At 63.0% G+C, this 23,471-nt stretch carries 24 protein-coding genes and 2 pseudogenes; 7 read left to right on the top strand and 19 right to left on the bottom strand.

All coding sequences use genetic code 11. The features are described 5' to 3' along the window. Nucleotides 1-6: 6 nt before the first annotated feature. The 7 genes and pseudogenes from NLY44_RS21870 to NLY44_RS21840 form a co-directional block, all read right to left on the bottom strand. Nucleotides 7-851 (bottom strand): annotated as a pseudogene (locus tag NLY44_RS21870) (acyl-CoA thioester hydrolase/BAAT C-terminal domain-containing protein). 87 nt (nt 852-938) lie between these two features. Beyond that, a complete protein-coding gene (gene rpsP / locus NLY44_RS21865) occupies nt 939-1,340 on the bottom strand; it encodes a 30S ribosomal protein S16 (protein ID WP_023671705.1) in 402 nt (133 codons plus the stop codon). A 104-nt stretch (nt 1,341-1,444) separates the two neighbouring features. Beyond that, nucleotides 1,445-1,771, bottom strand: a complete 327-nt coding sequence (locus tag NLY44_RS21860) for a chorismate mutase (protein WP_023671706.1) — start codon at nt 1,769-1,771, stop codon at nt 1,445-1,447. Nucleotides 1,772-1,778: 7 nt separating this feature from the next. Next, entirely contained in the window at nt 1,779-3,365 is a 1,587-nt protein-coding gene (gene ffh / locus NLY44_RS21855) for a signal recognition particle protein (protein ID WP_023671707.1), read from the bottom strand. Between the two features lie 383 nt (nt 3,366-3,748). Next, on the bottom strand, nt 3,749-4,699 hold the full coding sequence (locus tag NLY44_RS21850; protein ID WP_023687661.1) for a CPBP family intramembrane glutamic endopeptidase: 951 nt from the start codon (nt 4,697-4,699) through the stop codon (nt 3,749-3,751). A 147-nt stretch (nt 4,700-4,846) separates the two neighbouring features. Beyond that, complete coding sequence (locus NLY44_RS21845; RefSeq protein WP_023671709.1) at nt 4,847-5,446, bottom strand: DUF1236 domain-containing protein; 600 nt, start codon at nt 5,444-5,446, stop codon at nt 4,847-4,849. 62 nt (nt 5,447-5,508) lie between these two features. Next, nucleotides 5,509-6,606 (bottom strand): zinc-binding metallopeptidase family protein, encoded by a 1,098-nt coding sequence (locus tag NLY44_RS21840; RefSeq protein ID WP_023671710.1) that lies wholly within the window; start codon nt 6,604-6,606, stop codon nt 5,509-5,511. 293 nt (nt 6,607-6,899) lie between these two features. Between NLY44_RS21840 and NLY44_RS21835 the strand changes: the two genes are divergently transcribed. Next, the gene (locus tag NLY44_RS21835) at nt 6,900-7,697 is read left to right on the top strand and encodes a lytic murein transglycosylase (RefSeq protein WP_023671711.1); all 798 of its coding nucleotides are present in this window, start codon (nt 6,900-6,902) and stop codon (nt 7,695-7,697) included. Between the two features lie 100 nt (nt 7,698-7,797). On the opposite strand, the gene NLY44_RS21830 is transcribed toward NLY44_RS21835, so the two are convergent. The 3 genes from NLY44_RS21830 to NLY44_RS21820 form a co-directional block, all read right to left on the bottom strand. Next, a complete protein-coding gene (locus NLY44_RS21830) occupies nt 7,798-8,076 on the bottom strand; it encodes a hypothetical protein (RefSeq protein ID WP_023824376.1) in 279 nt (92 codons plus the stop codon). Between the two features lie 215 nt (nt 8,077-8,291). After that, entirely contained in the window at nt 8,292-8,714 is a 423-nt protein-coding gene (locus tag NLY44_RS21825) for a hypothetical protein (protein ID WP_023755652.1), read from the bottom strand. Nucleotides 8,715-8,854: 140 nt separating this feature from the next. Then, nucleotides 8,855-10,087, bottom strand: coding sequence for an argininosuccinate synthase (locus NLY44_RS21820; RefSeq protein WP_023683837.1), 1,233 nt, complete (start codon nt 10,085-10,087; stop codon nt 8,855-8,857). A 188-nt stretch (nt 10,088-10,275) separates the two neighbouring features. On the opposite strand from NLY44_RS21820, the gene NLY44_RS21815 reads away from it, so the two are divergent. Further along, nucleotides 10,276-10,917 (top strand): LysE family translocator, encoded by a 642-nt coding sequence (locus tag NLY44_RS21815; protein ID WP_023805920.1) that lies wholly within the window; start codon nt 10,276-10,278, stop codon nt 10,915-10,917. Here NLY44_RS21815 and NLY44_RS21810 read toward each other — a convergent pair. From NLY44_RS21810 to NLY44_RS21790, 5 genes are all read right to left on the bottom strand, one after another. Then, nucleotides 10,889-11,356 carry a hypothetical protein gene (locus NLY44_RS21810; protein ID WP_023805921.1) on the bottom strand — a complete coding sequence of 156 codons (468 nt, stop codon included), beginning with the start codon at nt 11,354-11,356 and terminating at the stop codon, nt 10,889-10,891. The two genes, NLY44_RS21815 and NLY44_RS21810, sit on opposite strands and share 29 nt — an antisense overlap. Continuing rightward, complete coding sequence (gene rlmN / locus NLY44_RS21805) at nt 11,353-12,585, bottom strand: dual-specificity RNA methyltransferase RlmN (RefSeq protein WP_023702598.1); 1,233 nt, start codon at nt 12,583-12,585, stop codon at nt 11,353-11,355. The genes NLY44_RS21810 and rlmN overlap by 4 nt, the downstream gene beginning before the upstream one ends. 109 nt (nt 12,586-12,694) lie before the next feature. After that, a complete protein-coding gene (locus NLY44_RS21800) occupies nt 12,695-13,198 on the bottom strand; it encodes an invasion associated locus B family protein (RefSeq protein ID WP_023671718.1) in 504 nt (167 codons plus the stop codon). A 314-nt stretch (nt 13,199-13,512) separates the two neighbouring features. Beyond that, a complete protein-coding gene (locus tag NLY44_RS21795; RefSeq protein WP_023805922.1) occupies nt 13,513-13,875 on the bottom strand; it encodes a YkvA family protein in 363 nt (120 codons plus the stop codon). Nucleotides 13,876-13,994: 119 nt separating this feature from the next. Beyond that, complete coding sequence (locus NLY44_RS21790; RefSeq protein WP_023698863.1) at nt 13,995-14,291, bottom strand: 4a-hydroxytetrahydrobiopterin dehydratase; 297 nt, start codon at nt 14,289-14,291, stop codon at nt 13,995-13,997. A 104-nt stretch (nt 14,292-14,395) separates the two neighbouring features. Between NLY44_RS21790 and NLY44_RS21785 the strand changes: the two are divergent. Next, nucleotides 14,396-14,912: pseudogene (locus NLY44_RS21785) on the top strand (low molecular weight protein-tyrosine-phosphatase). Here NLY44_RS21785 and thpR read toward each other — a convergent pair. Continuing rightward, nucleotides 14,816-15,412 carry an RNA 2',3'-cyclic phosphodiesterase gene (thpR, locus tag NLY44_RS21780; protein ID WP_023671722.1) on the bottom strand — a complete coding sequence of 199 codons (597 nt, stop codon included), beginning with the start codon at nt 15,410-15,412 and terminating at the stop codon, nt 14,816-14,818. The pseudogene NLY44_RS21785 and the gene thpR overlap by 97 nt on opposite strands. Nucleotides 15,413-15,685: 273 nt before the next feature. Next, entirely contained in the window at nt 15,686-16,330 is a 645-nt protein-coding gene (locus NLY44_RS21775) for an arylesterase (protein ID WP_023687672.1), read from the bottom strand. An 86-nt stretch (nt 16,331-16,416) separates the two neighbouring features. Here NLY44_RS21775 and NLY44_RS21770 point away from each other — a divergent pair, with 86 nt between their 5' ends. The 4 genes from NLY44_RS21770 (at nt 16,417) to NLY44_RS21755 (ending at nt 21,346) form a co-directional block, all read left to right on the top strand. After that, nucleotides 16,417-17,118, top strand: coding sequence for an ABC transporter ATP-binding protein (locus NLY44_RS21770; protein ID WP_023805925.1), 702 nt, complete (start codon nt 16,417-16,419; stop codon nt 17,116-17,118). Beyond that, entirely contained in the window at nt 17,118-19,667 is a 2,550-nt protein-coding gene (locus NLY44_RS21765) for an ABC transporter permease (protein WP_286454984.1), read from the top strand. Before NLY44_RS21770 ends, NLY44_RS21765 begins: the two co-directional genes overlap by 1 nt. A 239-nt stretch (nt 19,668-19,906) precedes the next feature. Further along, the gene (locus NLY44_RS21760; RefSeq protein WP_023671726.1) at nt 19,907-20,647 is read left to right on the top strand and encodes a Bax inhibitor-1/YccA family protein; all 741 of its coding nucleotides are present in this window, start codon (nt 19,907-19,909) and stop codon (nt 20,645-20,647) included. A 117-nt stretch (nt 20,648-20,764) separates the two neighbouring features. Further along, nucleotides 20,765-21,346, top strand: coding sequence for a GNAT family N-acetyltransferase (locus NLY44_RS21755; protein WP_023747387.1), 582 nt, complete (start codon nt 20,765-20,767; stop codon nt 21,344-21,346). A 116-nt stretch (nt 21,347-21,462) separates the two neighbouring features. Here NLY44_RS21755 and NLY44_RS21750 read toward each other — a convergent pair whose 3' ends face one another. Continuing rightward, a complete protein-coding gene (locus tag NLY44_RS21750; protein WP_023683844.1) occupies nt 21,463-21,849 on the bottom strand; it encodes a DUF2794 domain-containing protein in 387 nt (128 codons plus the stop codon). Between the two features lie 582 nt (nt 21,850-22,431). Beyond that, nucleotides 22,432-23,211: a DUF1223 domain-containing protein gene (locus tag NLY44_RS21745; RefSeq protein ID WP_023683845.1), complete on the bottom strand. Its 780-nt coding sequence runs from the start codon at nt 23,209-23,211 to the stop codon at nt 22,432-22,434. Nucleotides 23,212-23,471: the final 260 nt, after the last annotated feature.

The following is a 23,471-nucleotide window of genomic DNA, read 5'->3' as shown; positions in this document are numbered from 1 at the left end:
CCTGCGCTACAGCAATCCCCGGATATGCTCCCAAGCCAGGCGGCCCAGGCGCGTGTCGGCGTCGTCATTGCCGCCATGGGCATGCAGCCTCGAGCGCGGCGTGATTTCGCCCGGCAGCAGAATGCGGTGGCCGGCGTCGGGCACTGAGACGAGGCAGGTGGTCATTGCGGTGTCCTGGCGACGCTGAATGATCGACTGGGCAAAATCCAGCGATGGCCATAGCGCGTCGTCGCCGCCCGCAACCAGAACAATGTCGGCTGAAATAGCTTGGCGGGAATGGCAGCCTCGGCCGCAGCGTCCTTGAAGGTTTGCAAGGCACGCTGGAAGAGGCCTCGGTAGGACACCAGACCGTCGACATACTCCGCGTTCCAAGCGGGATTGCTTGGGACGAACGGCAAAGGAATCCCCTCGAGCGTCCACGACGATCGTTCCGGCCAGCTGACGCCGTCGCGGCCCGGCCCGATATTCCCCCAGACCACCGATGTCGGGCTGATCGCAACCACGACGTCAATGCGTGGATCATGAGCCGTCGCAAGCAGGGAGGCCTCGGCGCCTTTCGAGGTCCCGACATAGACGATGCGCCGGCATCCCATCTGGACAAGATAGCCGGTCGCCGCGAAAAACGTTTCGAGCGGGATCTCGCAAATGCCGGGCACCTGACCTTCGCCGCCAAACCATTGCAGCGCGAGAGCGGATGCTCCTTCCTTGGCAAAGAGCCGGGCGCGGGTGACGTCGATGCGGCCGCTCGATCCGCTGAGCACGACGACGCCTGTCGTGGCGCCGGCGCATCGCAACAGCGTTCCGGCTACGCCGCCGAAAAGGGTCTCTTCCGTGACGGTCCGCTCAGTCATCTTTCGTTCGAACGCATATGACATCGCCGCACATTAGCAAAACGGCGGGCACAGGCCCGCCGTTTTGTCGATGCGATGACGCGATGCTTATTCGGCGGTGGCGGCTTCCGCTTCGGCCGGGGCTGCAGCAGCGGCGGCAACGGCGGCGGCAGCGTCTTCCTGGGCCTTCTTCAGCAGAGAGGCGCGTTCCTGCGCCTTCTTGCCGGGCTCGGCCTTCTTCGGGTTGGAGCGGGCTTCGCGCTTGAGGAGGCCGGCCTCATCGAGGAAGCGCAGCACGCGGTCGGTCGGCTGAGCGCCGTGCGACAGCCAATGCTTGACGCGGTCGGCGTCGACCTTGACGCGCTCGCCGTCCTTGGGCAGCAGCGGGTTCCACGAGCCGATCGACTCGATGAACCGGCCGTCGCGCGGCGAACGGGCGTCAGCAATGACGACGTGGTAGTAAGGGCGCTTCTTCGAGCCCGCACGGGCCAGTCTGATCTTCAAGGGCATTTCATTTCTCCTAAATTTCTGATTTCAGTGTTGGGTTAATGGCTTTGTCTGGTGCAGGTCGTTGTCCCAAAACCGCTGCGCACTTTTGGGCGACATGCACTTTGTTAGCCGGTTTTGCTTGCGCCGTTGGACGCGGCGATCTGCTCGTGATGGCGGATCACTTCGCGGACGACGAAGTTGAGGAATTTTTCCGCGAAATCGGGGTCGAGATGAGCGTCCTTCGCCAGCTGGCGAAGGCGGGTGATCTGCTCCTGCTCGCGCGCCGGGTCGGCGGGCGGCAGGCCATGCTCGGCCTTGAGCACGCCGACCGCCTTGGTGCAGCGGAAGCGCTCGGCCAGCATATGAATGAGGGCGGCGTCGATGTTGTCGATCGAGGCGCGATAGCCGGCCAGGATGGTGCGTGCGTCGGCCATGTCTTTTTCTTCGTTCATAGCGTCCTCACTTCTTCTTTCCGAGGCCGGGCAGACCACCGCCGCCAAGGCCGGGAAGCTTCATGCCGCCGGGCAGACCGGGCAGGCCACCGCCGCTCGGGGTGGGCGGGCCCTTCATGCCGCCAAGGCCGGGCATCTGCTTCTGCAAGGCTTCGAGCTGCTTGGGATCCATCTTGGAGAGGTCGGGCATGCCGCCACCCATCATGCCGCCGGGGCCACCCGGCATCATGCCGCCGAGGCCCATCTTGGAGGCAAGGCCGCCCATCATGCCGCGCATCAGGCCGCCGCCTTTGCCCTTGCCGCCCATCGCCTTCATCATGTCGGCCATGCCGCGATGCATTTTCAAGAGCTTGTTGATCTCGGCCGCATCCGTGCCTGAGCCGGCGGCGATGCGCTTCTTGCGCGAATGTTTCAGCATGTCCGGATTGGCGCGCTCGGCCTTGGTCATCGACGAGATGATGGCGAGTTGGCGGCCGAACATCTTGTCGTCGAGGCCGGCGGCCGCCATCTGGTCCTTCATTTTGCCCATGCCGGGCATCATGCCCATGATGCCGCCCATGCCGCCCATTTTCGACATCTGCTGAAGCTGGCCGGCAAGGTCGTTCAGGTCGAACTTGCCCGACTGCATCTTCTTGGCCATCGCCGCCGCCTGCTCGGCGTCGATGTTTTCGGCGGCCTTTTCGACCAGCGAGACGATGTCGCCCATGCCGAGGATGCGGTCTGCAATACGCTTGGGGTGGAATTCCTCCAGCCCGTCCATCTTTTCGCCGGTGCCGATCAGCTTGATCGGCTTGCCGGTGACGGCGCGCATCGAAAGCGCGGCACCGCCACGGCCATCGCCGTCCATGCGGGTCAGCACCAGGCCGGTGATGCCGACGCGCTCGTCGAAGCTTTTGGCAAGGTTGACGGCGTCCTGGCCGGTCAGCGAATCCGCGACCAGCAGGATTTCGTGCGGGCTCGACATCTTCTTGATGTCGGCCATCTCCACCATCAGCGGCTCATCGATATGGGTGCGGCCGGCGGTGTCTAGGATGACGACGTCATGACCGCCGAGCTTGGCTGCCTGGACGGCGCGCCTGGCGATGTCGACCGGGTTCTGGCCCGCAATGACAGGCAGGGTCGCGACTTTGACCTGCTCGCCGAGCTGGCGCAGCTGCTCTTGCGCCGCGGGCCGCCGCGTGTCGAGCGAGGCCATCAGAACCTTCTTGTTCTGGCGCTCGGTCAGGCGCTTGGCGATCTTGGCGGAGGTCGTCGTCTTGCCGGAGCCCTGCAGGCCGACCATCATGATGACGACCGGCGCCGGCGCATTGAGGTCGATGGCGACGCCCTCGGCGCCGAGCATGTCGACCAACTCGTCATGGACGATCTTGACGACCATCTGTCCAGGCTTGATCGACTTGACGACGGCGGCGCCGACGGCCTTCTCGCGCACCTTGTCGGTGAAGGAACGCACCACTTCCAGCGCAACGTCGGCTTCGAGCAGCGCACGGCGCACCTCGCGCAACGCCGCCGAGACATCAGCCTCCGATAGCGCGCCGCGGCCTGTCAGGCCGTTCAGGATGGAGCCAAGGCGCTCCTGAAGTGATTCAAACATTGGTCAACCCGCCGCGCGAGAGCGCCTTGGATTCATGGTGATCCCTGTCGGGCCGATGGCCCTCCACGCCTCTTGTGCGCTCCTGCAGCGATTCAAACATTCCGTTTCCTTTTTCTCAGGCACCCCGATGGTGCCCGAGAGGTAGTGCGTTCGCGCCGCTCATCCAAGCAAAGCTCAAAACCAAAAAGCACCCGGGGGCGCTCAGCGCTGCCGGGTGTTGGCCTCCAGGATCTGTTTACAGCACCCACCTCAAAAGGTTTTGGCGTCCTGGTCGGCTTGCTCGGAGGGATACTCGTCGCGGATTTCGGGGCTGTAGACAGGAAATCGGCCGAAGAGTCAAGACAAGGGCGGCTTCCCGGTCTCTGGATCGGTCCCTGTTTAGTTCACCCTGCATCCCGAGGGTCGGCCGTAACCTTCAGCGGCGAGCGCGGGTGCAGAAGCAGCAGGATCGTCAGCAAGGTGCAGACGATACCGATGGCGGCGATGATGACGGCATCCGTCGTCGTCCAGTCCGGACCTTCCAGCGGCTTGGCGTTGAACAGGGCGAAGGAATTGTAGTTCTCCTGATGCGAGATCAGCAGGAAGCCGGTGAGATTGTTGCCGAGATGGGCGCCGAAGGCGGCGCCGAGATTGCCGGTGACATAAACCACCAGCGTCAACAGCAAGGCGAAGGCGGCGATCGAGGCCAGCACGCAGGCGTTGATGGCGGGGGTCGAGCCCGGGCTCCAATGCAAGAAGGTGAACAGCAAAGCGGGCAATAGCGCCCACACGTAAGGGCTCTCGAAGCGCCTGGCCAGGCCGCGCAGCAGATAGCCGCGAAACAGCATCTCCTCGGACGAGGTCTGCAGCAGGGTCAGCGCCACGATCGGGAGCAGGAACAGCAGCCAGGTCGACAGGTTGATCGTGCCGCGGGCGATTTCGGGCTGTAGCCAGTAGAGCAGGATTTCGGAAAGCGCCGATGTGATCAGCACCGCGACCAGGCCCTTGAGGAAGCCCGACAAGGACACGCGGCGACTGGCGCCGAAAAGCGCCGAGAGCGGCTCGCCATGGACGAAACGCATGGCAAGCCAGAGGCCGAGCCAGATGCCGGTAAACGAGGTGAGTGCGGTGAGTATGCCGATGGGCGAGGCCAGAAAGCCCTGAAGCGGCCCGCGCGGGTCGTCCGGCAATACATGCCAGACGATCGCGACATAGGTGCCGCCAAGCACCACAACCAGGGTGATCGCCACCCAGAACAGGACGACGACTGCAGTTCCAATTATCAGCCGCGGCAGGTTCGTCTTTTCGGTGGCCGTGTTGCTATAGCGCTCGAAGGCGGCTGGATCTGATATCACGCGAGTTCCTCTGCCGAACGCATCGGGTCGCATGATCTAGGGGATCGTCGGCTCTCGCGCAATTGCTGCTGTTCAGCGACCCTTTTGCCGCCCTCAGCCTCGGCAGGAGGGCGGCACGAGTTCACTTGTCATTCTTTCCAGGCAAAATCAGCGCACGACGTACATGATGCGCCGTGTCTGCGGGTCGACCAGCGCCTGCTGGCCATTCACATAGACGTAGCGGTAGCGGTAGTCGGGGATTTCGCGCAGTTCGACCGTGTCGGGCAAGGTGGCACCGGTCACCACCTCGCCCTCGAGATAGACAGGATCGAGCCGGTGCGTGCTGACATAGGTGCCGACTTCCGCCGGTGGCCTGTCGATGGCGTCGACGGGGCCGTCGTCGGACAGAATCGCACCGGTATAGGTATCGGGATAATCATCCTGCGGCGGTGTAACCACGGTGATGGCGGCGTTGGCGGGGCGGCGTGTCAGAACGACCCGGTTGCCGCCGAAATCGGCCGTGACATAGTCGGAATAGACCCAGCCCTGGCCTCCGGCTTCGGCAATGGTGCACCATTTGCTGTTTTCGATGCAGCCATTGAGCGTCGCCGACTGGCCGGCGGCGAGCACGCCGATCACAGGATATTGCGGGCCGGGGCCGGCGCGCACATTAAGATCGGTGACGGCCGAGACGGCGGTATCGGCGAGTGCCGCACCCGACATCGCGACAAGCGCCCCGGCGACGGCCGGAAACAATATGCGTCTCATGGTTTCTCTCCCTTTCATGGTCCCTCGCGACACCAAACGAAACCAGAACGCATGCGTTCCGGCTAAAATACCGACGCCAGCTCACGATTTGTTCCGGTTTCTTTCGGCAAACCGGTCAAAAGCTCATGCACGAAGCTGAGTTTCTGCGCCGTCACGTCCGAAATGACGAAGGGATAAAGGTCGGGCAGGCCCATGCAGCGGTTGATCGAGTTGGAGGCTTCCGAGAGTACCAGCCAGCGGGCGAGAATCTTTTCGAACGGCTCGGGCACGGCGTCAGGTTCCGCGGGCGCCGCCTGCAACCGGCCGCCGGTGTCGCCTTGCGGCAGCACATTGGTCTCCATCGTCTCAAGCTGGCCGAGTGGAAAATTCAGCGCGTGCACCATCTCCAGCGTGTCGGTGATGTGGAGATGGTGCGCCCAGGTCTCGGCCCAGTCTTCCCATGGATGCGACGTCGCATAGGCGGAGATGTGGTTCTGCTGCCAGTCGGGCGCAGCGCCATTGGCGTAATAGGCCTTCAGCGCCTGCTCGTAGTCGGGGCGTTCGTCGCCGAACAGCGCCCGGAAGGCATCGAGCCGTTGCGGCTCGTCGCGGATCAGCCGGTCCCAGTAGTAATGGCCAAGCTCATGACGGAAATGACCGAGCAGCGTGCGGTAATTTTCGCCCATCTCGACGCGACGCCGCTCGCGCTCGGCCGAGTCCGCCTCGGCGACGTTGAGCGTGATCAGGCCGTTGTCGTGGCCGGTAAGGATGCGTTCGCCGCCGGGACCGCCGCCGATCGGATCGGCAATGAAGTCGAAGGCGAGGCCGATTTCGTCGCCGTGCTTGTGCTTGGGCACGACCGGAAGGCCGAAGGCGAGCAGCGAATAGACGGCGCGCTTCTTGGCCGCCTCGACGCGAATCCAGCGGCGGCGGTTGCCGTCGACGGAGAGGTCGGGGATCAGCTGGTTCAGCACGCAGGCGCGGCAGTAGGTATGACCCGGTTCGGCCATCCAGTTGCAGGCGCATTCATCCGCATTGGTGCAGTGGAAGATGCCGTCGACGTCAGACAAGGCAAAGCGCGCATGCTCGGGATCGTAAAGCACGAGACTCCCGCAATTCAGGCACTGCGCATTCTCGAAGTAGAGGCGGTGGCCGCAATGCGGGCAGTCGAACAGTTTCATGTCGATCTCGATGCGTCAGGCGTTGGCGTATGGCGTCAGAGGAGGAATATGGTGCGGAGCGGCGCCTCGCCCAAACGCCCGCCACGGGCCGCCGTTCCATGCCCCCGTCACCTCTTTTTACCCGAGCAGCGAATTCGCCTGCCCGGCACCGGGCGTTTCGGCCACAATAAGCACTTGATCGTAAGCAAATTCCGCTGCATTGGCCAGGGTAGCGCCGGGGGTACGGTGACAATGGCGCGTTTCGCTGGCAAGTTCGCAACCGGGACGTGATTCAGGCAATCAGGAGAAAAAGCATGGCATTGCTTGCCAAGGGAAAGATTATTGCTGCCGCGGTGGTCGCGGTACTTGCGCTGGCGACGGGCGCGCAGGCGGCGGCCAGCTGCGGCAAGACCGGCGCGGGCTTCGAGGCGTGGAAGCAGGACTTTGCCGCGCAGGCCAGGTCCGAAGGTGTCGGCGGGAAGGGTCTGGCTGCTCTGGCCGGTGCCAGCTACGCGACAAAGACAATCTCCGTCGACCGCGCCATCCACAAGGCGTTCAGCGGTTCGGTGGACGCCTTCATGAAGCGTCGTGGCGGAGCTGCGATCATTTCCAGGGGCCGTGCGCTGAAGAAGTCGAATGCAGCGATGTTCGACAGGATCGAGAGCAATTACGGGGTGTCGCCGGGCGTGTTGCTGGCCATCTGGGGCATGGAAACCGGCTTCGGAGCCTCCCTGGGCAACCAGAACACGGTCTCCGCCATTCTGACGCTTGCCTATGATTGCCGTCGCCCGGGCTTCTTTTACCCGCATGCCATTGCGGCGCTGAAGCTGGTCGATCGCGGCGCGCTGAGCGCCTCGTCGGTCGGCGCTGCGCATGGCGAGATCGGCCATACGCAGTTCCTGCCCGGCAATGTCCTGAAGTATGGCGTCGGCAACGGAAATCTGCGCGACAAGGCGACGGCCTTGGCTTCGACGGCCAACTTTCTCAAGGCTCATGGCTGGCGGGCGGGTGCGAGCGCAAGTGCGAATATGGGGGCCATCGCCGGCTGGAATTCCGCCAGCGTCTACCAGCAGGCCATCGCCCAGATCGCCGACGCGATCGACGGCGGCTGATAGAAATATCCAGATCGAAGAACGGAAAGCCCGGCCATGCGCCGGGCTTTTCTGCAAGGACTGGAGCTTTTGGCGTTCAAACCGTTCAGCAGCCGAGCGGCTACCCGCCTTTTATGACCTTCCAGATGTCCGTGGACTGGTCGAACTGGAGGCGGTTTATGTCGGAGAAGGTCAGCCGGCCGCTCTTCATGGCATCGGCAAGGCGGCGGCACAGCAGTGGCGGCATGCGCTCCAGGGAAACGCCCATAAAAGCGGCGATCTCGTGTTTGGCCGATATATTCGATATGGCCACCTTGGTGATGCAGCGATCGAATGCCGCCTCGGGATCCTGTTTCACTTGCTCCTGCCCAGTCTGGCAACCGGCCAGCATGACGACCATTGCAGGCAGCGCCACAAACCACGGCTTCATTGTCAGCTGCCCCCATCGATTGTGAGGAGGCTAGATAAGGGCCCGAAAAGATCAAGCAGGAAAAGCACTGAGTTCTTTGCCGGCGCTCTATTTCTTTGTTTTTACGCAGTTACGGACGAAGTCGGGCATGCTCTTTCTCGAATTGCTCGATCGTTGGCGCAAATGCCGGCTGAGCGACTGGGCTCTCAATAATGTGCGTAGCCGCTCAACGGGCACTTCTCGGAAATAGGAACCTCGAAGGCGCCTTCAGTACCTTTGCAGCTCCGGAATTTGGAGTTGCGCAGCACCGGCGCGGCCCTGGCAGCCGCCTTTGACTTGCCCTTGATGACCAGCCATATCTCGGTCGGCAGGTCTAGCTGCACTCTGTTCAAATCGGAGTAGCTGATCCGCCCGCTGCGTACTCCTTCGGTGATGCGCTGGCAGAACAGGGCCGGCATGCGCTCCTGCGAGACGCCCATGAAAGAGGCGATTTCGTGCTTGAACGTGATGCTCCATAGATGGACGGCGGAGATGCACCCGTCCTGCTCGCGTTTTGCGGCCGCCTGCGAGGACTGGCATCCGGTAAAGACGATGGCCGCCGCAAGCATGAGAAAAATGGCGTTTTTCACGATCAGAATCCCTCCGTCCCGCGAAGGAATTTAGATGAGGCTTTTAAAAGGTCAAACGGAAACCATGTCAGCCAGCTTGGCCTCTTATATTAGAGGTACCAAATAAAAACCCTGCGTGACCGCCGGGTTTTCCTGGAACACTAGTTTGGTTCACCCTTGCGGCTCCTTGCCGCCAGCGTCCTCAGCCGCAGCGCATTGAGGCGGATGAAGCCGGCGGCGTCCTTCTGGTCGTAGGCGCCGCGGTCATCCTCGAAGGTGACCAGCGCGTCGGAATAGAGCGTCTTCTTGGATTTGCGGCCGGTGACCATGACATTGCCCTTGTAGAGTTTCAGGCGCACCGTGCCTTCGACGTCTTCCTGGCTCTTGTCGATCATCGCCTGGAGCATCAGCCGCTCGGGCGAGAACCAGAAGCCGTTGTAGATCAGCTCGGCGTAGCGCGGCATGAACTCGTCCTTGAGGTGGCCGGCGCCGCGGTCGAGCGTGATCGATTCGATGGCGCGGTGGGCGACGATCAGGATGGTGCCGCCGGGGGTCTCGTAGACGCCGCGCGATTTCATGCCGACGAAGCGGTTCTCGACCAGATCGAGCCGGCCGATGCCATTGTCGCGGCCAAGATCGTTAAGCGCCGTCAGCATGGTGGCCGGCGACAGCTTCTTGCCGTTCAGTGCAATCGGATCGCCCTTCAAAAATTCGATCTCGATCTCGGTGACCTTGTCCGGCGCCTCCATCGGCGAGACGGTGCGCTGATGGACGAATTCCGGCGGCTCGCTCCACGGGTCTTCCAGCACCTTGCCCTCGGAAGAGGAGTGCAGAAGGTTGGCGTCGACCGAGAACGGCGCCTCCCCCCGCTTGTCCTTGGCCACCGGGATCTGGTGCTGCTCGGCGAAGTTGATCAGGTCGGTGCGCGACTTGAACGACCAGTCGCGCCACGGCGCGATGACCTTGATGTCGGGATTCAGCGCATAGGCCGACAGCTCGAAACGCACCTGGTCGTTGCCCTTGCCGGTGGCGCCATGCGCAATAGCATCGGCGCCGACCTCCTGGGCGATCTCGACCAGGTGTTTGGAGATCAGCGGCCGGGCGATCGAGGTGCCGAGCAGGTAGGTGCCTTCATAGACGGCATTGGCGCGAAACATCGGGAAGACGAAGTCGGCGACGAATTCCTCGCGGACATCGACGACGCGGATATCCTTGATGCCCATCATCTCGGCCTTCTTGCGCGCCGGCTCCAACTCGCCACCCTGGCCGAGATCGGCGGTGAAGGTGACGACTTCGGCGCCGAGCTCGGTCTGCAGCCATTTCAGGATAATGGAGGTGTCGAGACCGCCGGAATAGGCGAGCACGACCTTCTTGACGTCTTTTGTCTTGGGCATTGCTGGGGACATTTTGGCGGTTCCGCGCGTGAGTTTCGCGGGCGAGGTATCACGGCATTTCCGGCCAGCGCAAGGGATGAACGGGCTCCGGCCGCCGCAGCCGCTCGACCAGATGCCACGCCAGTCAGTTGCTGGCGTGAGCGGGGAGGCTGCGTTATAGACCGACGATCATTCGCTAGGGGCCACCGATGTCCTTCATTCCCGATACCACGACGCTGATCCAGTTCGCCATCGCCACCATGGTCCTGGCGATCACGCCGGGGCCGGATATGACGCTGTTCGTCTCGCGCACACTGAGCCAGGGCCGCGCCGCCGGCTTTGCCTCGCTGGCGGGTGCTCTGTTCGGAACGCTGATCCACACAACTTTGGTGGCGGTCGGCATCTCGGCGCTGATCGTCGCCTCGCCAATGGCCTTCCTGGTGCTGAAAATCTTCGGCGCCGTCTATCTGGTGTTCCTGGCCTGGCAGGCGATGACCAAGGGCTCGGCGTTTTCACCGCAGAAGAAGAATGGCCCGCAGATTTCGCTGTTCCGCAGCTGGGCCGCCGGACTCGGCGTCAACCTGCTCAACCCGAAGATCATCCTGTTCTTCATGACGTTTCTGCCGCAGTTCGTCTCGGCTCACGATCCGAACGCGCCGGGAAAACTGTTCTCCCTCGGCCTCATGTTCATCGTGCTGTCGATCCCTGTGACGGCGCCGATGGTGTTTGCCGCGGAAAGGTTTTCGGCGGCGATGAAGGCCAGCCCGCGGGTGACGCGGGTGGTAGACTATCTCTTTGCCGGTGTGTTTTCGGCCTTCGCGCTCAAGGTCCTGACCGCTCAGGCGAAGTAGCGGCCTGCCACCAGCTTCCGGCCCAGCGGCCGGCGCTTAGCCAGTAGAAGATGCCGCCGACCATGCCGCAGCCGATCACCGCGGCGATGGCGCGCGGTTCGGTGACGTCGAAATCCACGTTCTGGTGGACGAAGCCGAGGAAGGCCGCGGCCACCAAGCCGCCCGCGAGTGCATAGAACAGCCAGTCGCGGCGGCTGAGGACCTCGGAGATCAGGATTGCGACCACCGCCGGTATGAAAGCGAAATAGGCGACAAACAGCGCCACGAACGGGATCGAAAAATACAGCGCCGCGGCCGCCGCTGGGTGCGCATCGTCCGGCATATAACCGACGGAAGCCAGGAACAGCACGTTGAGAAAGGCGCTCGCCGCCAATGAGGCGACGACATAGCCGAACAGGATGACAGCGAAACGGAGGATATAGGCGAAGAGGCGGCTCACGCCTCGCCATGCCCCGCAATCATCATGGCTTCCAGCGCCAGGCGGTCGACCTTGCGCATGCGTTCGGAGTCCGATTTGAGCTGCCCGCAGGCGGCCAGGATGTCGCGGCCGCGCGGCGTGCGGATCGGCGAGGCATAGCCGGCATTGTTGATGTAGTCGGCAAACTTCTCGATCGTCTCCCAGTCCGAGCACTGATAGTTGGTGCCCGGCCACGGGTTGAACGGGATCAGATTGATCTTGGCTGGAATGCCTTTGAGCAGCTTGATCAGCCCCTTGGCGTCCTCGATGGAATCGTTGACGTCCTTCAGCATCACATATTCGAAGGTGATGCGCTTGGCGTTGGACAGGCCGGGATAGGCGCGGCAGGCCTCGATCAGTTCCTTCAGCGGATACTTCTTGTTGATCGGCACAAGCAGGTCGCGCAGATCGTCATTGGTGGCGTGCAGCGAGATCGCCAGCATGACCCCTATCTCCTCGCCGGCGCGGAAGATCTCGGGCACGACGCCGGAGGTCGACAGCGTGATGCGGCGCTTCGACAGCGAAAGCCCATCACCGTCGGAGGCGATCAGCAGCGCCTTCTTCACGGCTTCAAAATTGTAGAGCGGCTCGCCCATGCCCATCATGACGACGTTGGAAACTTTGCGGCCCTCGGCCGGGACGATGGCGCCGTCGGGTGTGTCGCGGTCGGGGAAGTCACCCAGCCGGTCGCGGGCGGTGAGCAATTGCGCCAGGATCTCTTCCGCCGTCAAATTGCGCACCAGCTTCTGCGTGCCGGTGTGGCAGAACGAGCAGGTCAGCGTGCAGCCGACCTGCGATGAGATGCATAGCGTGCCGCGGCCTTCCTCGGGGATGTAGACGGTCTCGATCTCGACGGGACGGCCGGCGCCGCGCGGCGGAAAGCGGAACAGCCATTTGCGCGTGCCGTCGGAGGAAATCTGCTCCTCGACGATTTCGGGCCGGGCGACGGTAAAATGCTTGTCGAGTTCGGCGCGCAGATCCTTGGAGATGTTGAACATGCCGGCAAAATCGGAGACGCCGCGCACATACATCCAGTGCCAGAGCTGTTGGGCGCGCATTTTCGCCTGGCGCTCGGGCACGATGCCGGCACTGATGAGGGCCTCGCCGAGCTCGGTCCGGGTCAGGCCGATCAGCGACGGCTTCTCAGGCGTGGCGCGAGTGCGCAACGCGTCGCGTGCGCCCTCATTGGTGAGATCGAAGGAAAGGGTCATATCAGCGCCAATATAAGCGAATTGCGGCCGATTTCATCCATCGTGCCGAAAGAAGCGCGGCGCATAGCACAGGTTGCGGCGAGAGTCATGCGGCGGGAACCGCGCTAGCCTACTTGCACTTGGCGATCGACGTCAGCGCGGCCGAGATGCCTTTCAGCGAAAACACATAGGTCGTCGGATTGCCGCGGCCAGACTTCGCCGAGACCTTCATGTCGGTGCCGGTCTTCATGGCGGCGATCAGCACAGGCTCTTCGGCGGCGTTCTCGACCCAGGCCGACTTGCCGCGGGTGAACATCGAGAACGTCTTCTTGTCGATGGTGACGGTGGCCTTGGAGCCTTCCTGGAATGTGTAGCCGGCGATGAATTGCGGCTCGTAGGACACTTGCTGGCCCGGGCGCTGGCTGACGAAGAAGAACATGTCGCCGTGATCGAGCGTCGGCGGCTGCTTGTCGGTCGGTACGGTGAGCACATAGCAGACCTTGCCGCCCTGCGCCTGGTAGCTGTAGGTGCCCCAGGCATTGTGCTGGCCGATCTTGGTCGCCTGCTGCGCCAGCGCCGGCGCGGCAAAGGCCACCAGGACCAGGCTCGAGACTAGTGCAATCAATCCGCGCATCGCTTTTCCCGTATTCCAAATGGTGCGGGGCAGGCCGGCTTGGCGTCCTGCCCGTCGCTTCATTTTGATTTAATCTGGGTTACCAAACGGTGAATTTCCCTTGGAAAAGGACATTCACCCATGGAACCACCGCCATTTCCGCGCCGCTTCTTGAAAAAACGGCTTTCGCAATGTCCCTGCGGCGACTTGGAGGCCACGAAAGCGGCAAGAGTTTGACTTTTTGAACGGCCGCAGCGGAACCCGAAGCCAAGCCGCTATCGTCCTGTTTGAGCGGAGGATTTCTTCTGAACCCAGTTGTTAACGCGACCGCCGATTCAGCTCTTGTCGGCGATCGCCTCCTTGGCGGCCTTGCGGTGCGCAGGGGTGATATGGGCGCTTACGGCGGTGATCGCGGCGGTCAGCACGGCGATGTCGTCGGTGAAGCCGAGGCCGAAGACGAAATCGGGGATGACATCGACCGGCAGCACGAAATAGCCAAGCGCTGCCATCAATATGCCCTTGGCACGCAAAGGCGTCTTCCTGTCGAGCGCGCAGTAATAGCCGGCCACGACCTCTTCCATGAACGGAATCTGTCGGGCGGCCTTCTTGGCCGTGCGCCAGAATTTGGCGCGCACTTCACTTTCGTCGCCGAGCTTGCTGCCGAAGCCGAAGAAATCAAAACCGGGCTGCTGCGCCATCAATCCTCTCCTTGCCGGCCGTCGCGCTACGCGTTGCGCGCGGCCGCCACAGAAAATGTGGTGAAAGTCCCGGTCCACTGCAAGAGGATGGCGCCGATTTGGCGTTGCCGCCCCAGCGTTCAGCCGCCTGCATACCCATTCATCTTCTTGGCGAGCGCGATGTCGAGCGCGGTGACACCGCCAGCATCATGGGTGTTGAGCGTCACGTCGACAGTCTTGTAGACGTTCGACCAGTCGGGATGATGGTCCATCTTCTCGGCGGCCAGCGCGACGCGGGTCATGAAGGTAAAGGCTTCGGAAAAATTCTTGAAGACAAAGCTGCGCTTGATAGAGGCGCCATCGGCTGCCTGCGACCAGCCAGGCAGTTCGGCCAGTGCGGCGGCGATGGCGTCCTTGCTGAGTTTCTCTCTCTTCATGATGATTTCCCGTGCTATCCCAGATATCGACCCTCACCATAATGCAAGTCGCCCAAAAGTCCTTTGCGTTTTGGGCTTCCAAATGCACGAACGGCGCATATCGAATGAGCGTAAAGCCGATAAATTCCATACTCTTCGTCTGCCTCGGCAACATCTGCCGTTCACCCCTGGCCGAAGGCGTGTTTCGCGCCGTGCTGGCGGAGCGCGGCCGCGACATGGTGCTGGACGATATTGTGCTGGACTCTGCGGCGACCGGCGGCTGGAACCTCGGCGAAGCGCCCGACCCGCGCTCGATCGCGATTGCGGCCCGCCACGGCATCGACATATCAGGGCAGCGGGCACGCAAGGTCAGGCCGGGGGATTTTTCGCGTCCTCGGCATGGATCGGCAGAATGTCCGCGACCTCAAGGCGTTGGCGCCGGCCGGTGGGCGCGAACGTATTCATCTCTTGGCAGAGTTTGCGCAGGGCAAAACCCGCGACGTGCCGGATCCCTATTATGACGGGGCCGAAGCGTTCGCTTCGGTCTACCGCATGATCCGCGAAGCGTCGGAGGCGCTGGCGACGAGATTGGTGGCGCGGGCGTCGACGCCGGAGAGCGGCCACGCCTCCTCGACAATGTAGGGACCGCCGCCGACCGAATCGCGCGACGACATCAGCACGAAGCGGCCGACGCGAAACGGTAGCGTCGCAAAATTGCCGCGCGCCGACAGGTACTGGGCGACGTCGAGCGGGCTCGAATTGCGCAAGCGTGCCAGCGTAACATGCGGGGTGAACTTGCGCGGGTCGGCGGGCAGGCCGAGCCGCTGGCAGATGCGGTCGATTTCGCTCTGCAGCGCCGAAAGGTCGGGCGAGGCGAAGACGCCGGCCCAGACGGCGTGCGGCTTCTTCTGGCCGAAAGCGCCAACTCCGGACAGGGTGAGCGAGAAGGATGGGCGGTGCACCCGGTCGAGCGCGTTGGCGATTTCGTCGGCGATATGGCCTTCGACGTCGCCGATGAAGCGCAGCGTCAGATGGTAGTTTTCGACATCGATCCAGCGGGCTCCGGGCAGGCCGCCCCTGAGCAGGGACAGCGAAAGAGCGGCGTCACGCGGTATTTCGAGGGCGGTGAAAAGACGCGGCATGGTGAGCCTCCCTTCCTCGAATCGAACTGTGCCCCTAGCGAATCATCGATAGTCAAACGGGGCAAGTGGTTTGTTGGTTGCAGGCATTTTTACGAACAGGCGCCTCCAAGCGATGAATAAGCACTATTGCCGTGCCGCTTCGGCGCTTGCATTACCCAGATGCTGCATATGCTCTTCGAGCGCAGCATGAATGACTCGGGTCATCGGCAGCCCGGTCTTTTGTTTCAAAGTTCGCGCGAGGCGAACGCCGCGTTATTCTCGTCAGGCCGGCGTTCAACCGCCACCCTGAACTGCCGCAACAGCCTTCTCCACGGCGGGCAGGATGCGCTCGACCATCACTGCGACGCCCTTCGGATTGGGATGCAGGCCGTCCTCCAACTGCAGGCCGGACTGTCCGGCGACGCCATCGAGAAAGAACGGATAGAGCGGCACATCGTATTTCGCGGCCAGCTTTGGATAGATCGCATCGAAGGCGTTCTGGTAGTCGGCGCCGAGATTGGGAGCGGCGCGCATGCCGGCCAAAAGCACCGCGATCTTGCGCGCTTTCAGCTTCGCCAGCATGTCGTCCAGGTTCTTTTCCGTGATGCTGGGCGAGACGCCGCGCAGCATGTCGTTGGCGCCGAGTTCGAGGATAACCAGCCTTGTACCATCCGGTACCGACCAGTCAAGCCGTGCCAAGCCGCCGCTCGAGGTGTCGCCTGAAACGCCGGCGTTGGCTACGGTGACGTCATGGCCTTTGGCCCGCAGCGCAGCTTGCAATTTGTCGGTAAAGCCATCGCCAGGCCCGAGGCCGAAACCGGCCATCAGGCTGTCGCCGAACCCGACGATGGTGAACGTCTCGGCGCGAACCGACGAAATGGCGCCGCAAAGGGTGACGAAAAGGACGAGCCCTGCGGCATTCAAGCGTTTGAAAGACATGTGGCAGGCCCCATATACCCGAGGAATTCTTCCGGCGGCGGCTTCCGGCAAGCAGAGCCTTCATCCTGATATAGGACGCTTTAATTGTGACAGAAGCCGTCATCGCGCTGAAAGACATATCCCTGACCCTGGGCCAAGGGGCTTCGTCGGTGCATGTGCTGAAAGGCGTCAGCCTTGACGTGACGCGCGGCGAGGCGACCGGCATTGTCGGCCCTTCGGGTTCCGGCAAGTCGACCTTGCTGATGGTGCTTGCCGGGCTGGAGCAGGTCGATTCGGGGACGGTGCGGATCGCCGGCGAATTGCTGAACGGCAAAAGCGAGGACGAGACCGCATCGTTTCGGGGCCGAAACATCGGCATCGTCTTCCAGTCGTTCCATCTCATTCCCAACATGACGGCGCTCGAAAATGTCGCGGTGCCGCTGGAACTGGCCGGCCATGCCGATCCGTTCGGTGTCGCGGCGCGCGAGCTGGCAGCGGTGGGCTTGAGCGACCGCGTCACCCACTATCCGGGCGAGCTGTCCGGCGGCGAACAGCAGCGCGTGGCGATCGCCCGCGCGCTGGCGCCGTCGCCGCGCATTCTCATCGCCGACGAGCCGACCGGCAATCTCGACCAGGCGACGGGGCGGCAGGTTGCCGACCTTTTGTTCGCCAAGGCGGCCGAGCGCGGCATGACCTTGGTGCTGGTCACGCACGATCCGGCCCTTGCGGCGCGCTGCTCGCGCCAGGTGTCGATGCGCTCGGGCCGCATCGAGGATGCGCCGGTAGCGCAGGTCAAGGTGCCGGCCTGATGCCACTGTCGCAGACGCTGAAGCTCGCGTTCCGCTTCTCGCTGCGCGAGATGCGCGGCGGGTTGTCGGGTTTCCTGATCTTCCTTGCCTGCATTGCGCTCGGCGTCGCTGCAATCGGCGGGGTCAATTCGGTGGCGCAGGCGATCACCGCAGGCGTTGCAGACCAGGGCCAGACGCTGCTTGGCGGCGACTTGCGCTTCCAGCTCAACCAGCGCGATGCGACGCCAGCCGAAAGCACCTTCCTCGACCGCCTCGGCACTGTGTCGCACAGCGCCAATATGCGCTCGATGGCGCGGCTGGATGACGGCTCCGACCAGGCGTTGGTTGAGGCCAAGGCCGTCGACGACGCCTATCCGCTCTATGGCGCGCTCGATACCGCGCCGCAGCTTGGCAGAAAGGATTTGTTCGAGGAGAAATCAGGCGTCTTTGGCGCCGCCGCGCCCGACCTGTTGTTCGACCGGCTGAATGTGAAGATCGGTGACCGGCTGAAGGTCGGCAGCGCGACATTCGAATTGCGGGCCAGGCTGGTGAGCGAACCGGATGCGGTGTCGGACGGTTTCGGCTTCGCGCCACGGCTGATGGTCTCGACCGCGGGGCTTGCCGCGTCCGGCCTGATCCAGCCGGGCAGCCTGGTCGAGAATGCCTACAAGGTTCGGCTGCCGGCCGGCGCCAGCGAGGCCGATCTCAAGACCATCCAGGATCGGGCGGCGAGCGATTTCCCTGAAGCCGGCTGGTCGATCCGCACGCGTTCCAATGCGGCGCCGGCGCTGTCGGCCAACATCGAGCGCTTCTCGCAATTCCTGACGCTGGTCGGGCTGACGGCGCTGGTGGTCGGCGGCGTCGGCGTTGCCAATGCGGTGCGCGCCTATCTCGACGGCAAGCGCGGCGTCATCGCCACCTTCAAGAGCCTTGGCGCCTCGGGCGGCTTCGTCTTCACCGTCTATCTCGTGCAAATCCTGATGATCGCCGGCCTCGGCATCGCGCTTGGCCTCATCCTCGGCGCCGCCATGCCGTTTGCGGCGAGTGCGGCGCTTCAGTCGGTCATTCCGGTGCCGGCGCAAGGCGGTCTCTATCCGGACGCGCTGGCTATGGCGGCGCTGTTCGGGCTGCTGGTGACGCTTGCCTTCGCGCTGTTGCCGCTCGGCCGCGCCCGCGATGTGCCGGCGACCGCGCTGTTTCGCGAAATGGGTTTTGAGGGCCGCGGCTTTCCACGCCTGCCCTATCTTGCCACGGCGGTCGGTATCGCGCTCGCTTTGGCGGCGCTCGCCATCCTGTTTTCCGGCGACCGGCGCATCGCCTTGATCTTCGTCGGCGCGACGATCTTTGCCTTTCTGGTGTTGCGCCTGGTCGGTGCGCTGGTGCAGTGGGTGGCGCGCAAAAGCCCGCGTGTGCGCTCGGTCGCGCTCAGGCTCGCCATCGGCAATATCCACCGGCCCGGCGCGCTGACGCCGTCCGTCGTGCTGTCGCTGGGCCTCGGGCTGACGCTTTTGGTGACGCTGGCGCTGATCGATGGCAATCTCAGGCAGCAGATCTCCGGCAGTCTGCCGGAACGGGCGCCGAATTTCTTCTTCGTCGACATCCAGAATAGCGAGGTCGATGCCTTCTCGACACTGATCGGCAAAGAGGTGCCGAAGGGAACGCTGGTCAAGGTGCCGATGCTGCGCGGCCGGGTGATGGCGCTGAACGGCGTTAGTGTCGACAAGGCCAATGTGCCATCGGAAGGCGCCTGGGTGCTGCGCGGCGATCGCGGCCTGACCTACCACGCCAAACAGCCGGCCAATGCGACATTGACAGAGGGCAGCTGGTGGCCGGAGAACTACAGCGGCGAACCGCTGGTCTCGTTCTCCAACGATGAAGGCAAGGCGCTCGGCCTGAAGCTCGGCGATACCGTCACCGTCAATGTGCTCGGACGCAATGTGACGGCCAGGATCGCCAATTTCCGAGAGGTGCAATGGGAGACGATGGGCATCAACTTCGTCATGGTGTTCTCGCCTAATACTTTTGCAGGCGCGCCCCATGGCTGGCTGGCGACGCTGACCGAAAAGGATGCCACGGCAGCAGAGGATGCCCGCCTGCTTAACGCCGTCACCCGCGCCCTCCCGGCGGTGACGACAGTTCGGGTCAAGGACGCGCTCGATGTCGTCAACCGGCTGGTCGGCCAGCTCGGCACGGCGATCCGGGCGGCGGCCGGCGTGGCGCTGATCGCTTCGGTGCTGGTGCTGGCCGGCGCGCTCGCCGCGGGAAATCGCGCCCGCATCCACGATGCCGTGGTGCTGAAGACGCTGGGCGCCACGAGGCGCACGCTGATCGCGGCGTTTTCGCTGGAATACATGCTGATCGGCCTGGCCACCGCGGTGTTTGCGTTGGCTGCCGGCGGCATCGCCGCCTGGTACATCGTTGCCCGCATCATGACGTTGCCGTCGCATTTCATGCCGGAGGTGGCAGTGGCGACCTTGGTGTTTGCGCTGGTGATCACGGTCGGCATCGGCCTTGCCGGCACCTGGCGGGTGCTCGGGCACAAGGCGGCGCCGGTGCTGCGCGACCTCTAGGCCCCAAACGGCAAGGTTGGCCGAATCTGCCGTTTCCGATTAAATCTTGGTAATGTGCAGTCATGGAAGCCCAAGAAAACCGGCTTCCGGAGATTCACCAAGCGTTGCAGCCCGTTACGGTCTTGTTCTTGACGTCAAGAACCATCATATTTCGCCACAGGCATGCTGGAGCCCCGCCAGCGGCGCCCAGGTCCGAAAGGGCCTGACACCGTACGGGGCAGAAGCAACAGAGGATTCCAATGGCTGAGCCCATTCGCAACTACCAGACTTCGGCCGTGCCGGGCGCGCGCGCCGACATCGACCAAGGCCTGCGCACTTACATGCTCAAGGTCTACAATTTGATGGGGCTTGGCCTCCTCATCACCGGCGTCGCCGCCTGGGGCGCTTTCCAGCTCGCCGTCACCGGCGACGGACAGCTGACCGCTTTCGGCACGCTGATCTATGCCAGCGCCTTCCGCTGGGTGGTCATCCTGGCTCCGCTCGCCGCCGTCTTCTTCCTGTCGTTCAGGATCCAGTCGATGAGCGTGGCCGCGGCGCAAACCACCTTCTGGGTCTATTCGGGCCTGGTCGGCCTGTCGCTGTCGACCATCTTCCTGGTCTACACCGGCGCCTCGATCACTCAGACCTTCTTCGCCACGGCGGCCGCCTTCGGCGCGCTGTCGCTCTACGGCTACACGACCAAGCGCGACCTTTCGGCGTTCGGCTCGTTCCTGGTCATGGGCGTGGTCGGCCTGGTGATCGCCATGCTGATCAACATCTTCCTGCAATCGTCGGCGCTCGGCTTCGCCATCTCGGCGATCGGCGTGCTGATCTTCGCCGGGCTCACCGCCTATGACACGCAGACCATCAAGGAAATGTACTACGAAGGCGATCAGGCCGACGTTGCCGGCCGCAAGGCGATCATGGGCGCGTTGAGGCTATATCTCGACTTCATCAACCTGTTCATGTTCCTGCTGCAGTTCATGGGCGATCGCCGCTAGGCGGTCTTCCCATCAGGCAACTGGACCAGCTGATATCAAGAGGGCGGCCAACGGCCGCCCTTTTCTTTTGTGCCGGCCTTTGCTGTCATGGAGGCAGATGAATCGTCTGCATAAATCATGAGCACTATTTCCATCCGCGCGGCCTTGGAAGGCGACCTCGGCCGAATCACCGAGATCTACGGCGATGCCGTGACGCATGGCACCGCGAGCTATGAGCTGGAGCCGCCCAGCCGCACTGAGATGGGTGGGCGCTTCGACAGCCTGACGGCGGGGGGCTTTCCCTATCTGGTGGCGGAACGAGATGGCGCGCTGCTCGGCTACGCCTATGCCGGCGCGTTCCGGCCGCGCCCGGCCTACCGCTTCATCGTAGAGGATTCCGTCTATGTCGCGCCTGATGCGAAGGGCCAGGGCGTCGGGCTGCTGCTGATGCAGGCGCTGATTGAAGCCTGCCGTATGGCGGGCTTTCGCCAGATCGTCGCGGTGATCGGCGACGGCCATCCAGACAGCGCCTCGGTGCGGCTGCATGAAAAGCTCGGCTTTCGCCATTCCGGTCGCCTGGAAGGCTCCGGCTACAAGCATGGGCGCTGGCTTGACACGGTGTTCATGCAGCTGTCGCTGAATGGCGGCGTAACGGTTCCGCCCGATCCGCATTCGCTGCCGGAGCGGAAGTTTCGTGAGAGCCTGAGGAGGGGGAATTGAGGAGTTGAAGAACTGAAGAATTGAGGATTTGAATAGCTGAGAACAAACCCGGCGGTATTTCGACCGTTACATCCTCTTTCTTCAATTCTTCAGTTCTTCAATTCCCCAATTCTCAATTAGGCCTGGACAATCTTCAGCTTAGCATCGAAGACGTTGAGCACGCGACCGAGTTCCTGGCCGCGCTTGAGGATTCGGCCGCCGGCGGCGATGACGGCGAAGGCGCCTTGCCGGCGTGCCAGTTTCGGATCCTTGACGATCTGGAACAGCGGCACTTCGCTGGCCCGGCGGAAGACTGAAAACACAGCCCGATCAGACAGATGATCGATGGCATAGTCGCGCCATTCGTTGGCGGCGACCATGCGTCCGTACAGCCTCAGGATCTCGTCGAGTTCACGCCGGTCGAAACGGACCGGCTGGTCGAGGCGTTCGCGTCGCGCCTCGTGCAGCGGGATCAATATTGCGGATGCGTCCCCATCCTCCGTCCCACCGCTGCGATCGGTCATCCCGCGATCCCTTTGAAAATGAATATCGCTTGCAGAAGTTGGCGTGTTCGCCGGGGAATTGCAAGGCCCGGCTAACCATCCCGGGACTGCGCTGTTTTCGCAACGTCCAGTCACTTTTATAAAACGCGGTGTTTGAATTGGTGATGCCTCGCCACATTTCCGCCATTTTTTATCCGCGCTCATGCCCCAATGTCCGACGAATTTACCGGCGTTGCCTGAGACGGTTCGGTCCGGCACCGGCTCGTAAACCCCAAGCCCCCCGCCCACGGGTCTGCGTCGGATCGAACCAACCTCGGACTTTCCTCAGGGAGAGACCGGGTGCGACGATCCCAAAACCTAAATGACCGACGTCAGAAGCAAGCTGACGTCGGTTTTTTTGTTTTTGGCTGCTTGAAGAATTTGCTGGAGCTGCGGTGCCCAGTTTGCGGGCGCATCCCCTCACCCGGATTGCCAGCCGAATTGCAACAGCAATTCGGGCCAATCCGACCTCCCCCGAGCGGAGAGGAGTTCGCGCCAGCGCTGATTCAGCCTCTTCTCCCCTCGGGGAGAAGGTGGCCGAGAGCGGCCGGATGAGGGGGCCTCTTAAGGCTTGTGAATAAACGCCGCGCCCAGAATAGGCCCCGGCAGGCCGTCCTTGCCGACCGATTGCAGCAGCACGGCGCAGCCGCCTTTCTTGGCGATCTCGGTCATCGGCAATTCGTAGCGCTGCGCCTTGCCGTGCCACATGCCGGCGGTCTGGATGCCGGTGACGGCGTTCCAGTAGGTCATGCTGCGGCCGGTGTTCTCGCCCTTGGCGATGGTCACCGTCTGCGGTGGTTCGAAATAGACGATGACGACATGGGCGTCGCTGGGGCCGCTACCGGCGTCGCCGGCATCGATCATGACGCGATCGCTGGTGCGGCTGACCTTGACGCTGACCCGCATGCCTTCACCGGATTTCTCCATGCGGGCAAGCGCGCCGTCGACCTCCTTGCGGCTGGCGCCGTTGACATGGCTGCGACCATTGATGACGGCTTGCGGCGTGTAGACGGAGCGGGTGCCGAAGGCGCGCATATAGTCATATTGCCGGTCAGTATTGTCCTTGCTGCTCAGCGTGTCCTGCCAGCCGAGATAGTCCCAGTAATTGACGTGGTAGGCGAGCGCGACGACGTTGTCCTTGGCCGCCAGCTCGGCAAAGAACGCGTCCGCCGGCGGGCAGGAATTGCAGCCCTGGCTGGTGAACAGCTCGACCACGCCCAAGGGCCTGTCAATCTGCGGTTTGTCGGTCTGGGTCGTTCCCGATTCCTCGGCGAACCCGGTCCCGGCAAGCGCCGAGAAGGCCAGCGCAAAAGCCGCAAGCCGCAGAGGGTGTCGAGGTGCCATGATCGTTCCGATTCCCGCCGGTGACGCCGGCCTTGTTCTGGTTGCCCAGATTTGTGGCAGAAGCGACAGTCAACGGGAAGTCACGTTGCGGTGAAATTTTTGCTGCCGCAACCATGGGTATGGCCATCACAGGGGGAGCACTTCACCGCCCGGTTCGATCGGGAGCATGGCATCAGGAGCGTGGGGCAGATCTTGCTGAGCCCAGCCGGTTTTTACTCCTGTCGTACAGGGCGGGGCTTCGATCGGGTCGGGCAATGCTT

It is taken from the genome of Mesorhizobium sp. C089B (assembly GCF_030323125.1).
In the GTDB taxonomy this organism is placed as follows: domain Bacteria; phylum Pseudomonadota; class Alphaproteobacteria; order Rhizobiales; family Rhizobiaceae; genus Mesorhizobium.
This window is presented reverse-complemented; position numbering and strand designations above follow the sequence as displayed.